The sequence below is a fragment of the Pelistega europaea genome, assembly GCF_013133775.1.
GTDB lineage: Bacteria > Pseudomonadota > Gammaproteobacteria > Burkholderiales > Burkholderiaceae_B > Taylorella > Taylorella europaea.
Genome location: NZ_JABGBO010000010.1, coordinates 1 through 13,625, shown reverse-complemented (window position 1 = coordinate 13,625; position 13,625 = coordinate 1). Strand labels below are relative to the sequence as shown.

The window sequence follows — 13,625 nt, the reverse complement described above, 5'->3', positions numbered from 1 at the left end:
GTTTTTTTAGAGCGGTTTCTGATTTTTCCCCTTATAATGAGATGGTATCTTTCAAACATGTTTAATTTTTGGAGAATTGCGATGCAAGACAATCAAAATACTCATGAACCCTCAGTGGAAACCAACACATCCAGTGAATTAAACGCTTCTGGTGACTCCCTCTTTAGTAGTGGTACTTTCGTGCTTGCACTTATCGTTATTGGTCTATTTGTTGCACTCATTACTTGGTCAGTCAGTTTTGCAGGGCTATTCTTTGGGGCTGTCGGGGCATTATTGTCTATTGCTTCTTGCTGCCTTGATCATGACAACCTACGCTTTAAGCCTCGCCATAGTCGCTCCTTTACTGATGAAAACTGGGCTTATATTGCCATGCGTGCAGTTGCTGGTGCGGTATTAGGAACAGCGACAACTCTGTTAGCAATACGTGATTTTGAGCAAACACATTGGGCAGCAATTTCGGTATTAGCTATAGCAGGTGCTTATGTGCTAGATACACTACTTTTTAAGCGCAGATAAATCACCTATTTCATACCACCGCTAGCCACTCTGCAGAGTGGCTGGCTTTCCCCTTATCTATTCTATACGCATCTGTCACGCTGTTAAGTGGCTAAGCAAGTACCAACTATGACACTTTCTGTACAGCGAATTTAACCTCTTTGGCCTCGGTATTAAAACTGACCCCTATTTCAAAAATACGCTGGGCATTGGCACGATAAGCATCTGCATAGCGTTTCTCTCGAATTTGAGCCAGGGCACTTTGTGCATCACCGTTGTTGGATGTTTTAAACTCAAAGATATAAACATTCCCTTTTTGTACCACCACTAAATCAGCACGACCCCGAGCACTAGTGTCTTCGGCTTTCATCATCACGCAACGACTGGCAAAGAACATGTAAAAACAGCTTGCCCAATACCCCTCGTAATTGGGTATGGGTGTATTCATCGTCCATTGATATGGCAAGGCTGCAAAGGCACTACGAATCGCCATTTGCATTTTCTCAATATCCCCTTGATTGAGTGCCGTTTTAAGGTCAGTCAAATAAGGCTGAGTGGCGGTATTGACCATATAGTCCAACAACCCTTTCGTAAAAGACTGGCGCACCTCAACATTGGGGAATTTTAAAAGGTACTGCACCCCATCCTCATCACGAATGACTTGATCAATAGTCAAATACCCTGATTGAAACAATACCGATTGCACAGGTAAATTCCCAATATCATTAGAGTTCATGAGACTGATGGGATCAATAGGCTGCTGTATATCCAACATATTAAAGGATTGCGCTTTCATTAAGTCAAAAAGAAAGTGCGTATTGCCACCTGTACTAAACCAATGAGGAAGGAATTCTTTTTCTGAACTAGCAAGAAAGAGCAAAACGTCAAACGGATTGTAAACACTCTCCCCTCGCCAGTTATAACCGTTGTACCACCGTTTAACTTCTTCCAAATCCACTCCTACCAACTCAGGAGCAAAAAAACGCTCCAATTCCTTCTGAGTATAACCACACAATGCAGAATATTCCGCCTCTAAAGAAATATCTCGCAGATTATTAAGCCCTGAAAACAAACTCATCTGCGCAAACTTAGACACTCCCGTGAGCATAGCAAAGCGAATCAAACCTGAGCAGGCTTTAAGCTGAGAATACAGCGATGTGAGAATAGAACGAATCTCTTCAGCAATCTGTGTATCGGAGAGATTGTCAATAATGGGTTTATCGTATTCATCAATAAGGATGACAACCGGTTTCTGGTGTTGTTCATTAGTTTTTTGGATAAGATCCCGAAAAGCATATCCTATCCCTTTTTCCCAAACCTTCTCATCAATAGGAATATTGAAACGTCGCGCATTCTCCTCCAAAAATCCTCCTATCATTTCTCGAAGCTGGGGCACATTGCCTTTTTCAGGCTGCCCAGCAAATGATAAATGAATCACTGGATAGGTCTCCTCCCAATTCCAGTTTTCTTCTGCATACAGTCCGGTAAATAATTCCTTGCGACCCGCAAATAACTGTGCAATAGTATCCATCGTAAGGCTTTTACCAAAGCGACGAGGACGTGATAAAAACACGAATTCAGAGGTGTTGAGTAGCTTTATTAGCAGAGGTGTTTTGTCCACGTAGTAATACCTGCCTGAGCTGATTTTCTCAAACGTCTCAATACCAATCGGAAGCAGTTTTTTAGGGCTACTCATCATAAGCTCTCTGCACGTGCTAAGGTTTTGCTCGAATGACTTTTGTCTTCGGTGTCCACGTATTAAATCACTACAGTCTGTGCTTGTCCCTCTTGCTGAGCAACAATTTCACCTAGGGCATAGACAGTCTCACCTTGCTCACGTAAAGTCGCTGTAATTGCTGCTTCTTGTGCTGCATCCACCACGATTACCATGCCAATACCACAATTAAACACTCGGTACATCTCAGCTTGCTCTACATTGCCCTGCTCTTGTAACCATTGGAATAATGAAGGCATGGTCCAAGCAGACTGTTTAATTTGTGCTGTAAGACCTTTTTGTAGGATACGAGGTACATTGTCCAATAGCCCCCCTCCTGTAATATGTGCTAGACCTTTAATCGCTTCCCCATGCTTGGCTAATGCCGCTAGTACTGGTTTCACATAAAGACGAGTTGGTGCCATCACCACATCACCAAGAGGCTGCCCATGAAAATCATCAGTTGGCTTCGCGCCAGCACGTTCAATAATCTTACGAATTAATGAAAACCCATTGGAATGAGCTCCGTTGGATGCCAAACCGATAATTTTGTCACCCACCTTGATAGACTGACCATTAATAATCTTGGACTTTTCAACAGCTCCCACGGCAAATCCTGCTAAATCATACTCACCCTCTGGGTACATACCAGGCATTTCCGCTGTTTCACCACCAATCAAGGCACAACCAGACAATTCACACCCCTTGGCAATACCCCCTACCACTGCCGCGGCAGTATCTACACTTAATTTACCGCAGGCAAAATAGTCAAGGAAAAATAATGGTTCAGCCCCTTGTACAAGGATGTCATTAACACTCATGGCAACTAGGTCAATACCCACAGTATCATGCCGATTCCACTCAAAAGCAAGGCGCAACTTGGTACCTACACCATCAGTACCTGAAACAAGCACTGGTTCTTGGTATTTCTTGGGCACTTCAAATAAAGCACCAAAACCACCAATACCCGCCATCACACCATCACGCATTGTCTTGGCGGCTAATGGTTTAATACGCTCAACGAGGGCATCTCCTGCATCAATATCAACACCAGCATCACGGTAAGTGAGAGAATTTTTGTCAGTCGTCATGAATATCTGCCTAAAGTAGCTAAATAGCGAGTCCTGCTTTTTAATGGTGGTATAGCTTGCCCTCTGACCACTTCAAACCACTCTACTGTCGTTTTAAATGAGTCTTTGGAAAGCAACGAACTATTTTTTCCTTAAAAAAGCATTACGCTGAAATAAATAAAGAGAGAAAAGTATAATTTTACGCTGAATAGCCAATTCATTGTCGTTTTCTGTATGCAAGAACAATTATTTTTAGCGGATTTAATTTTAAAACCAGCCTCTAGTATTGAGAATTTTGTCGTTGGTGAGAATGCTGAGTTGATATTTATCCTCTCTCACCTCAAAGCAGGCGAAGCTATTTTTCTTTGGGGAGGTGCTGGTACAGGGAAAACTCATTTGTTGCAAGCAATGGCTGACTCTCCTGAGCATTTTTATACACCCACATCATTTCCATCCGATAGTAGCGAATTACCCCAATTTACCGCTAACAGTATCGTTTGTGTGGACGATGTACAACACTTTTCTGCAAGTCAACAAGATGTTTTATTTAACCTTTATAATGAGTGGCAAGCACGAAAAGTCACCGATACCGCGTTTTCTATCATTAGTGCCGCTGACAAACCTCCTATGCAGTTGACAATGCGTGAAGATTTACGTAACCGTCTTGGTTGGGGATTAGTCTACGAGGTACATATGCTCAACGATGACGATTGTAAAAACGCTCTAGAGCAGCGCGCTGCGGCCAAAGGCCTACGTCTTAATCGAGACGTCATCCAATGGATTTTTTCTCACTGCCCTCGTGATGCACGTACTTTGTTTGCCTTGCTAGAAGCACTTGATGCTTATTCGCTCAAACAACAGCGTCCTATTACGATTCCTTTGCTTAAAAACCTTATTCAATCACAGGAGTTTTTCCAATGACGAAACAAAATCTCGCTCTCTTTGACCTTGATCACACGCTTTTACCTCTTGATAGTGATCATGAATGGGTTGAATTTCTTTCTCGTCATCAACTCGCTGGAGACCCTGCAGAAGTACAACGTCGCAATAGTGAGATATATGCCAAATATGCGGCTGGCACATTGACTATTGAAGAATCAGCAGCTTTTATGCTCAGTTTTTTGACTATGCATTCTCCTTTTGATTTAGCTAAGTACCATGAGCAATATATGCAAGAGGTTATTCGTCCTTGCATTCAACCACAAGCCATTGAGTTGGTAAATCAGCATCTTTCACGTGGAGATTTATGCTGCCTAGTAAGTGCAACCAACTCATGGGTAATCGCTCCTATCGCACGTGCATTTGCCTTTGAAAACGTCATTGGTACGACACCAGAGTTTATCAACGGACGCTTTACAGGTCGTGTAACTGGTGTACCAAGCTATAAAGAAGGTAAAATCACTCGCGTTCAAGAGTGGTTAGCATCTCGTGGGCAACGCCTTGAAGATTTTGCTGAAGTTCATTTCTATAGCGATTCGATTAACGATTTACCCTTGTTAGAAATCGTGTCTCATCCTGTAGCAACCAATCCCCAAGACGCTCTACGTCAAATTGCCCAAGAACGCAACTGGAAAATTATTGATTTATTCTAAAATATGTTAGTAAAAACCTTTAGCCAATATATGGCTCGACTTTTTTCTGGGAAAAAACACACGGATAACACGCCGACTGTCTATACAGCAGCAGAACATCAAATTGATATTCGATTAGTCTCACGCAATGCCATCAAGGTATGTGAAGTACTCCAAGGAAAGGGTTATCAAGCCTATATTGTAGGAGGTGCGGTACGTGACCTGATTCTGGGTCACGAACCCAAAGACTTTGATGTCGCCACCAACGCCACTCCCGAGCAGGTTCGTGCTTGTTTTCGTCGTGCTCGTATCATTGGCCGCCGTTTTCGTCTAGTGCATGTGGTATTTGGTTCTGAGATTATTGAGACATCGACTTTCCGTGCTGCAGGCAAGCAAATCACAGATGACCAAGGTCGTATTCTCAATGATAATGTGTTTGGAGATATTTGTAGTGATGCTGCACGTCGTGACTTTACTCTAAATGCCTTGTACTACGACCCTATTAAACAAGAAGTGATTGATTATCACCAAGGTGTGGATGACTTGCACAAACGCTTGGTTCGCATTATCGGCGATCCTGAGACAAGGTACCGTGAGGATCCTGTGCGGATGCTACGGGCTATACGCTTTGCAGCAAAATTAGACGCACGCATTGAACCGCATACCCTCAAGCCTATTAAATCTTTGGCACACCTGATTTCTAATGTCCCTGCCTCGCGTCTTTTTGATGAGACGTTTAAATTATTAACTTGTGGGCATGCTCTTAACTGCCTGCGACAACTGCGTGCCGAAGGATTGCACCAAGGTATTTTGCCGCTATTGGACTTGGTTTTACAGCAAGAAGGTAGTCATCAACTGATTGAACTAACTCTAGAACGCACCGATCATCGGATTCGCTCCAACAAACATATCAGTGCCAGTTTTCTCTACGCGGCTTTGTTGTGGCCCTTGGTACAAGCCTATCAAAAAGAAGCTATGGCACAGGGTGTTTTACCAGTACCTGCCCTTGTTGAGGCTACAGGGCGTGTACTAGAAGAACAAGTCCAACAATTAGCGCTTCAGAAACGTCACAGTTCTGAAATGCGAGAAATTTGGCTGATGCAACCCCGCTTTAATAAACGCCAGCCCAAGTTTATCTGGCGAATGATACAGCAACCCTATTTCCGTGCAGCCTGTGATTTCTTGCAGATTCGAGCGGCTTGTCATGAATTTGATAGTGTATTAGCACAATGGTGGATGGACTTGGCCAATGCTCCTGATGCCGAGCGTGCCACCATGATTAATGAGATTCCTAAAACTCAGTCCAAAGCATCTAAATCACAGCGAACAGCGGCTAAACGCAAAACCAGCAAGACAGAGGGAGTCGCAGAAAATCTTATGAATGCGGACAAGACGCGTACTGGGTCGCTGGAAGAAGTATCAGCTACGATACCAATTCAGGGAGATAGTCCAAATATCACCAAAGATGAAAACAAACGCCCTGCCCGTCGTCGCTACCGCACACGCCGTCGTGCCAGTAAAAAACAATGGGCTGCTGCTCAAGAATAAGCCTCTATTAGGATTGTTTTTACAATGAACATTGCGTATATCGGTCTAGGCTCCAATCTTGGAGAGTCACAAAATTTTCTCTCTCTTGCAATAGAGGAGTTACGGCAACACCCTGCTATCGGACTGTTAGTGAGTTCAAGTTTCTACCGTAGCTCCCCAGTTGATAGTACTGGACCTGATTATATCAATGCGGTTGCCTACCTAGAAACCTCGCTAGAGGCTATGGAATTACTGCATCTTTTACAAGCCATTGAGCTTAAACATGGTCGTCAACGCCCCTATCGCAATGCCCCTCGCACACTAGATTTAGATATATTGTTATTTAATGATAATACCAGTGATGACCCAGTACTCACCCTGCCCCACCCTCGTATGCACGAACGCGCTTTTGTACTGGAGCCGCTAAAAGAGTTATATGCCCTATTAGCAGAACAGACACACACAGATAGGGCTAATCCCTCAGAAAAACCCCTCCACGCAAAAGGGTACAATGTATCCTCAATCCCAACACCACAAAGCAAACCTTATTACACCCCAACAGAGTTAAACCAATTAATCCAAGCTGCCAAGGCAACCGGGCAGGAAGTCTTCAAGGTTAAACAGAGTTAAACCAATTAATCCAAGCCGCCAAGGCAACTGGGCAGGAAGTCTTCAAGGTTAGAAATTTTGGAAATTACTATAGGGGAAATAGCTTACGGTTAAGAAGAACAGGTTTTAAGTGTGTGTCCCTAAAGAAAAGAGAGACTTCCTGCAAACCTTTTGTTTTGCTATAGAAGTCTCTCTTGATTGCATCACAAGCAATATTTAATGAAGTTAAAAACAAATGCATTATATGCAAAACGCCGTATTAAGCACCGAATGCGTTAAGCATCAAATGCATTAAGCACTGAATGCATTAATCACCAAATGCGTTAAGCACCAAATGCATTAAGCACCGAATGCATTAAGCACCAAATGCGTTATGAGTTCCAGCGCTCCATATCAAGCTCGCCTTCGCTCTTGGCAATAGCAACAACACCTGACATATCGCCAACGACATTCATAGAAGTACGACCCATATCAAGCAATGCATCAATACCCAGAATCATACCGTATGCAGCAGCCACGGCACTTCCTGCTTCAACTTTGAGACCGACGGATTCAAGAACCATCAACAACATAATCGCACCCGCACCTGGTACACCTGCTGTACCAATAGACGCTAATACCGCCGTCAATACGATAGTAAGCTGTTGTGAAAAATCTAATGGTACACCCACGGCATTCGCAATAAAGATAGCGCACACACCGAGGTAAATCGTTGTACCGTCCATATTGATAGTAGCACCTACAGGTAACCCAAAGCCATAAATAGACTTAGGTACGCCCATTCTCTCTGCTGCATCAATCGATACTGGCAATGTAGCACCTGATGAACGCGTAACAAAAGCTGTTACCATTGGGTTACGCACTTTGGCTAAGAATTTTAGTGGACTTAAACGCATGATTAAGCATACACCAAAGTACACAATCACCACTTGCAATACCAAACCCACATACACACTGACTGTCACATTAGCCAATGGGCCGAAAGCCGTTGCCCCATTTTTAGAGAATACGATAAAAATCAAGGCAAACACACCAAATGGTGCATATTGCATCACACCATGTACAACCTTAAACATAGCATGACTTACACCATCAATAAAGTTATATACCGTATCAGATGATTTACGTACCGCTTCGTCCGCACTATCACGACCAAATGCCAGGGCAATACCGAAAATCAAGCAGAAGAAAATAATTGGCAATACTTGACCCTCAGAAAGTGAGTTCATTGGGTTAGTAGGAATGATATTCAATAAGATGGAAATCACACTAGGTGCTTGAGCTGCACGTGCTTTACCTTCTACCGCAGCCAAATCCAAACCCGTACCTGGTTGGAACACCATACCCACTGCAAGACCAATAATAATCGCAAAGACAGAAGTCACCATATAGAACAATATTAACTTACCGCCAATACGTCCTAGATGTCCTGGAGAAATCGTACTTGCGCCAACGATTAATGTGCAAGCAATCACTGGCACCATAATCATTTTTAATAGACGAATAAATAAATCACCAAATGGTGTTAAGAAAGCGATCATATCGCTATTATTTTGCATGAGCAAGCCAGCAATCGCACCCAAAATCAAACCCACTAGGATTTTGACTAATAGATTGATTTTGAAGTAGCCAGCAAAAAGACTTTTAATGGCAGACATATTCCATTCCTACAAAAGTTAAAAATACACACCCTTTCCCAGAGTAATGGGATTATATACGAAATCGTCTGAAATATTTAACACTTCTATTTTTTATTTAACTTGCTCACAAAATCACAGATTTATTTTCATTCCATTTACTATATTTCCCTCTCATTATCCCCACCTCAAAACAAGGAGATACACACAATAAGAACACTTCACAGGTATAATAAGCACCTTTGCTACATAACTTTGTGTAATGTTCAACCACTGTGACATACGTATGACAGACGCTTCTTCACAACAATATCGCCAAGAGAAAACCTACAAAGAAGGCTCCTCTGCCCATTATGCTTACTTATTTGTCCCAGAAGATAAGAAGCAGGTCATTCAAACACTTTATGCTTTTTTGCGTGAAGTAACGGATATTCTTTATGTCGCTAGCGATAGCTCTATTGCACGTATCAAACTGGCTTGGTGGAAAGCTGAAATTGATCGTCTTTTTGCACACCAACCAGAACATCCTATCAGCCAAGCATTGGTGGAACCTATTCAGCAATACGGGCTTGCCAAACAGTATTTTCAATACATTATTGAGTCCGTGGAGATGGATTTAAACCATAACCGTTATGTGGATTGGAGTAGTTTGAAAAAATTCTGCACCATGCAATCAGGTGCATTTGCCTGTTTAATTGCACAAGTATTAGCAGGAACGCATGAGTCTACCTTACGCTTTGCACAACATCTTGGCGTGGCTATCCAATACACCCACCTACTACGGCAAGTAGGACAAGATGCCGCACAAGGTCGTATTTATCTGCCTATGGATTTTTTACGAGAGCATAACCTTAAGGCGGCAGATATTCTTAATGGCAAACACACGCCTGAATTTAAACAATGCATGCAGGCACAGATGACTTTTGCACATCAACTTTTTCAAGAAGCCTTTATGCACCTTGATGCCTCACAGCGTAAAGCGTTACGTCCCTGCCTTATCAAAGCCAACCTTAGCCTCAAACTGCTTCACTCATTATCGCAAAAAGATTGGCAAGTATTTGACCATAGCATTAGCTTACCCCCTTTGCGTAAATTATTCACAGCCACCAAAGTCTGGATTAGCCAGGGACGATTTTTTGGATGGGGACGGTAGAGATTACTACCCAGGTCGACCATCAGCCCGAGGAGAGGTTAAATACGGTGCATATTGGTATACATAGGCCAAGAAAGCTATCACCCAAAAACAAGCCGAGGCATGCCACAAGCCAGTAATAACACCAGCTGCATTTATGCTACTGGAAACCACATTATTGCCAATAGCTAAATCACTTGAATTTATAGCACTCAATATCATAGGTACAAAAATTGCCAATAGCCGCAGTACTGTAGCAAGTACTACAAATACATACGCCATCACCATTAATTTACTTGCACGCAGAGGTCGCCCTGTATGTCCCAACGCTGTACGCGTCATCATACCAATAATCATGACGGAAAAACCGCCCATTCCAATAAGATGGACAAATGTTGCTGGTGGTAAAACACCATGAGAAAGAGGCAAGAAATACACTGCCGCTGCCAACAACCCCAATCCTAACAGACCGTAAGAAATATAAAGCACCCATAATAATGGCACCTTGCGCACGCCTAACGGCTGCCAACTATACAACTGATAAAGGGTAATCCCAGCTAGTACAAACAATAACACCGAAGTAAGCACATGAACGCCAGCTACTAGACTTACTACTGCTAATGCACTCAACCATAACTGATATTTACCTGATTTCTCGCTACGAGGAATATCCAAATTAGCTCCACGTTGAGCAAAAAATGGAATAACACGACGACCAATTAATAGCGCAATAAACGTCATCACTAGCATACCGATATGAAAACCTGTACGCAAATATACTACCTGCCCCATAGCTACCATATACAAATAAACAGCATTAGACGCAGCTAGACCTAATAGAGCGACAACCAAAGGATAATTTTGCTTACTTTTGACCTTATACAACACACGAGCTAATGCAATAGCCCCATAAACAAAGAAAACCACATCTGCAATAGCTCCGACAACAAAAGCCGTTGCTGCGGGTAATAAATAAGCAATGCGAGCGATGAGCCAAATCGCACAAAGACAGGCTAAACCCCATGACTTCAGTGGATTTCTACCCGTCCATGTCGCACTAGCCGTTAATAAAAAGCCTACCGCTACGGTTGCAATAAACCCCCACAACATTTCATGGGCATGCCACCACACTCCATTCAATGTTCCAGTCAGTAGTTGTGGTGTAAAAATCCACAACACAACGGCCACCGCCGCCCAAATAGCACTCAAGAGATAAAGTGGACGAAAACCCAAGGCAAAAATCGTATCGAAACGAGAAGGATTACGATCAGATGGTTTAGGAATATCTATCTGTACAAGAGCCATAATGCACCATTCAACATGCAAAAAACAACAATATAAAACCCTTGTATTTTACTCAAGTATAGAGCAGCCACGAATAATAACCCTTTGAGAAAAAGGAGTTACTCCCCTAAACGGTCTCAATACTACCGCAGACACAGCACTAAGCCACCGCAAATTCCAGTGCCTTGGTCTGAGCATCAAAACTCACGCCTATCTCAATAATCCGCTTAGCACTCGCTCGATATTTATCCGCATAACGCTTCTCCTGAATCTGTGCTAGGGCTGAAGCCGCATCACCAGTGTGTGCCATCTTGAACTCAAAGATATACACATTGCCTCGTTCTATCACCACCAGATCAGCACGTCCTTTGCTAGACGCCTCTTCGGCGATGACCTCCTCACAGCAACTGGCAAAGAACATATAAAAGCTACTGGCCCAATGTCCTTCATAACGAGCAATCTCATTCTTACGGTACCAGTCGTGTGGTAAACCTGCAAACGCACTACTCACCACTTGCCGCAGGGCCTCTACATCCCCTTGGCGTAAAGCACGTATTAAATCCGACTGCTGCTCAGAAAGCCCCATCATATCCAAAGAAGCATACCACTGCCATAACCCTTGGTTAAACGCTAATCGTACCTCTTTATTCGGAAACTTCAACGTATACTGAACACCCATCGTCTCCTGAATCTCTTGATCAATGGTCAAATAGCCAGTCTGGAACATAACAGGAATAGGCGACAAAGTTCCTACATCCATGGATGAGAGCAAACCAATGCTATTCACCTCACGCCTCATACTCAATAGAGAAAAATGCTGCTGCTGAATAATGTTGTATAAGAAAGAAGTATTACCCCCTGTACTAATCCAGTAGGACTGATATTTCTTGCCTTTATCAAAAAACAGCAGAATATCAAACGGGTTATAAACAGACTCACCTGCCCAGTTATAACCGTTATACCATTGCTTCAACTCCTCTAAATCCACATCCACCAGCTCAGGGGCAAAGACCTCTTCTAATTCTGCTTGTGTATACCCACACAAGGCCGAATATCGAGCATCAATGGTAATATCTTTCAGATGATTCAACCCTGAAAACAAACTCATCTGCCCAAACTTAGACACCCCAGTGAGCATCGCAAAACGAATACTCGGTGCTAAGTCCTTTAGCTGCGAATACAAAGAACGCAAAATATTCCTAATCTCTAACGCAATCTCCGCATCGTTGAGATTATCAATGATGGGTTTGTCGTATTCATCAATTAAGACGACCACTTGTTTGTCGTATTTTTGTTGAGACTTGCGAACTAAGTCTCGGAATAAATACGCAACATCAGTCCCCTCTATGCGTTCATCAAAAACAATATCTAAACGTTCGGCATTTTCATGAATAATGTTTGCAATGTACTGCTCAAGGCGTTCTGTATCGTATTTTTTCGACTCCCCTGCAAACGACAGACGAATCACCGGATAGGTATCCTCCCAGTCCCAATGCTGCTCGGCATATAGCCCCTCAAATAACGCCTTATTTCCTGAAAACAACTCGGCAATGGTATCAATGGTCAAACTCTTACCAAAACGGCGTGGACGTGAGAGAAACACGTAACTAGACGTATTCAACAACTCTATAATCAGAGGTGTTTTATCGACATAATAATATCTATCCTCTCGACGAATCTGAGCTAAGCTCGTCAATCCGATGGGTAAAAGTTTCTTGGTCATGCGTTCACCATTCCTCGCCAGTCATGTTTTCATTTTACCATACCCCCTTTAGCAAAAACTATACGAAAAACTACGTACAAATGCCTTGCAAGTATAAAAAAACACAGCCTAAGAAGACTGTGCCATGTTTATTTACGTCGTCGTAGAGGCTCTTTGTGACGATGAATACCAAACAAAGAGACTGTAAGAAGTTCGGACACCAAGCGAGTTTGCTTCAGTAGGGTTGCTAAGCAACCCTACTGAAGCACTGTTCGAGCGACTGTCGAACCTTCTGCAAGTCTCTTTGTTACGTTTGCCCACGTCGTCGCAGAGCTCCTCCGGAAAATAAGGCACAAAACCGTCAGTAGTTGACGGTTTCGTGTCCATATTTCCCCATTTATCGCCATTGGAAACCAACACCGACACCAACGCCTACTTTACCTCGGCTATTGAATGAACCATTTGCCTTGATAATGAATTTGCCGTTGTCTGAGCGGCGAGAGAAACCAATCGCTGTTGCTGTCTCTCCGTCATAAGAACCACCAGCAAGTGACAACATATTCGCTCCTGCATCTGCCGCTTGTGGCAAGCTAGCAATCGCAATCGCTGTCGCGGTGCCTGCATTTGCGTTACGTTTGTATTTCTCAACTTTGCGGTCTACCTCTCCTACTTGTCCTGCAAGTCTAGAAAGTTGGTTCATATTTACCGCATCGTTTGGTCCAATACCATCTGCTACACCAGTAATCACGGTAGGTTGACCATCTATACCACTGACGTTCATCACGTTATTCATATCCCCGTGGTATTGTGGATCACCCTCATTGGTGATATTCACATTACCCACTTGAATATTCTTAGTGGCTTTAACAGTCTCTACTTCAAGA

12 protein-coding genes are annotated in these 13,625 nt (G+C 43.1%); 6 read left to right on the top strand and 6 right to left on the bottom strand.

Annotation, left to right across the window (positions count from 1 at the left end; genetic code table 11):
• The first annotated feature begins 81 nt into the window (after positions 1–81).
• Complete coding sequence (locus tag HKX40_RS09015; RefSeq protein ID WP_171589249.1) at positions 82–516, top strand: hypothetical protein; 435 nt, start codon at positions 82–84, stop codon at positions 514–516.
• 106 nt (positions 517–622) lie between these two features.
• Here the strand turns inward: HKX40_RS09015 and HKX40_RS09010 are convergent, their stop codons facing one another.
• Positions 623–2,194 (bottom strand): ATP-binding protein, encoded by a 1,572-nt coding sequence (locus tag HKX40_RS09010; protein ID WP_171589248.1) that lies wholly within the window; start codon positions 2,192–2,194, stop codon positions 623–625.
• A gap of 59 nt (positions 2,195–2,253) precedes the next feature.
• Positions 2,254–3,300 carry a phosphoribosylformylglycinamidine cyclo-ligase gene (gene purM, locus HKX40_RS09005; protein WP_171589247.1) on the bottom strand — a complete coding sequence of 349 codons (1,047 nt, stop codon included), beginning with the start codon at positions 3,298–3,300 and terminating at the stop codon, positions 2,254–2,256.
• Between the two features lie 213 nt (positions 3,301–3,513).
• Between purM and hda the strand changes: the two genes are divergently transcribed.
• From hda to folK, 4 genes are read left to right on the top strand one after another with little or no spacing between them, the layout of a single operon-like run.
• Positions 3,514–4,200, top strand: a complete 687-nt coding sequence (gene hda, locus HKX40_RS09000; RefSeq protein WP_171589246.1) for a DnaA regulatory inactivator Hda — start codon at positions 3,514–3,516, stop codon at positions 4,198–4,200.
• Entirely contained in the window at positions 4,197–4,871 is a 675-nt protein-coding gene (locus tag HKX40_RS08995; protein WP_171589245.1) for an HAD family hydrolase, read from the top strand. Before hda ends, HKX40_RS08995 begins: the two co-directional genes overlap by 4 nt.
• Before the next feature lie 3 nt (positions 4,872–4,874).
• Entirely contained in the window at positions 4,875–6,398 is a 1,524-nt protein-coding gene (gene pcnB, locus HKX40_RS08990; protein WP_171589244.1) for a polynucleotide adenylyltransferase PcnB, read from the top strand.
• A 24-nt stretch (positions 6,399–6,422) separates the two neighbouring features.
• Positions 6,423–7,007 (top strand): 2-amino-4-hydroxy-6-hydroxymethyldihydropteridine diphosphokinase, encoded by a 585-nt coding sequence (gene folK, locus HKX40_RS08985; protein WP_171589243.1) that lies wholly within the window; start codon positions 6,423–6,425, stop codon positions 7,005–7,007.
• A gap of 350 nt (positions 7,008–7,357) precedes the next feature.
• On the opposite strand, the gene HKX40_RS08980 is transcribed toward folK, so the two are convergent.
• Positions 7,358–8,644: a dicarboxylate/amino acid:cation symporter gene (locus HKX40_RS08980; RefSeq protein WP_171589242.1), complete on the bottom strand. Its 1,287-nt coding sequence runs from the start codon at positions 8,642–8,644 to the stop codon at positions 7,358–7,360.
• A 265-nt stretch (positions 8,645–8,909) separates the two neighbouring features.
• On the opposite strand from HKX40_RS08980, the gene HKX40_RS08975 reads away from it, so the two are divergent.
• Complete coding sequence (locus HKX40_RS08975) at positions 8,910–9,776, top strand: squalene/phytoene synthase family protein (RefSeq protein ID WP_171589241.1); 867 nt, start codon at positions 8,910–8,912, stop codon at positions 9,774–9,776.
• A gap of 6 nt (positions 9,777–9,782) precedes the next feature.
• Here HKX40_RS08975 and HKX40_RS08970 read toward each other — a convergent pair whose 3' ends face one another.
• The 3 genes from HKX40_RS08970 to HKX40_RS08960 form a co-directional block, all read right to left on the bottom strand.
• Positions 9,783–11,060: an NnrS family protein gene (locus tag HKX40_RS08970; protein WP_171589240.1), complete on the bottom strand. Its 1,278-nt coding sequence runs from the start codon at positions 11,058–11,060 to the stop codon at positions 9,783–9,785.
• Positions 11,061–11,199: 139 nt separating this feature from the next.
• Positions 11,200–12,762, bottom strand: coding sequence for an ATP-binding protein (locus tag HKX40_RS08965; protein ID WP_171589239.1), 1,563 nt, complete (start codon positions 12,760–12,762; stop codon positions 11,200–11,202).
• Between the two features lie 376 nt (positions 12,763–13,138).
• A partial coding sequence (locus HKX40_RS08960) for a YadA-like family protein (RefSeq protein ID WP_171589238.1) occupies positions 13,139–13,625 on the bottom strand: 487 nt, incomplete at its 5' end.

Excerpts from the sequence above, each read along its gene's own strand:
- HKX40_RS08975 (WP_171589241.1), top strand. The coding sequence starts at position 8,910 with ATGACAGACGCTTCTTCACAACAATATCGCCAAGAGAAAACCTACAAA.
- hda (WP_171589246.1), top strand. The coding sequence starts at position 3,514 with ATGCAAGAACAATTATTTTTAGCGGATTTAATTTTAAAACCAGCCTCT.
- HKX40_RS08995 (WP_171589245.1), top strand. The coding sequence starts at position 4,197 with ATGACGAAACAAAATCTCGCTCTCTTTGACCTTGATCACACGCTTTTA.
- purM (WP_171589247.1), bottom strand. The coding sequence starts at position 3,300 with ATGACGACTGACAAAAATTCTCTCACTTACCGTGATGCTGGTGTTGAT.
- HKX40_RS08965 (WP_171589239.1), bottom strand. The coding sequence starts at position 12,762 with ATGACCAAGAAACTTTTACCCATCGGATTGACGAGCTTAGCTCAGATT.
- HKX40_RS09010 (WP_171589248.1), bottom strand. The coding sequence starts at position 2,194 with ATGATGAGTAGCCCTAAAAAACTGCTTCCGATTGGTATTGAGACGTTT.
- pcnB (WP_171589244.1), top strand. The coding sequence starts at position 4,875 with ATGTTAGTAAAAACCTTTAGCCAATATATGGCTCGACTTTTTTCTGGG.
- HKX40_RS08970 (WP_171589240.1), bottom strand. The coding sequence starts at position 11,060 with ATGGCTCTTGTACAGATAGATATTCCTAAACCATCTGATCGTAATCCT.
- folK (WP_171589243.1), top strand. The coding sequence starts at position 6,423 with ATGAACATTGCGTATATCGGTCTAGGCTCCAATCTTGGAGAGTCACAA.
- HKX40_RS09015 (WP_171589249.1), top strand. The coding sequence starts at position 82 with ATGCAAGACAATCAAAATACTCATGAACCCTCAGTGGAAACCAACACA.
- HKX40_RS08980 (WP_171589242.1), bottom strand. The coding sequence starts at position 8,644 with ATGTCTGCCATTAAAAGTCTTTTTGCTGGCTACTTCAAAATCAATCTA.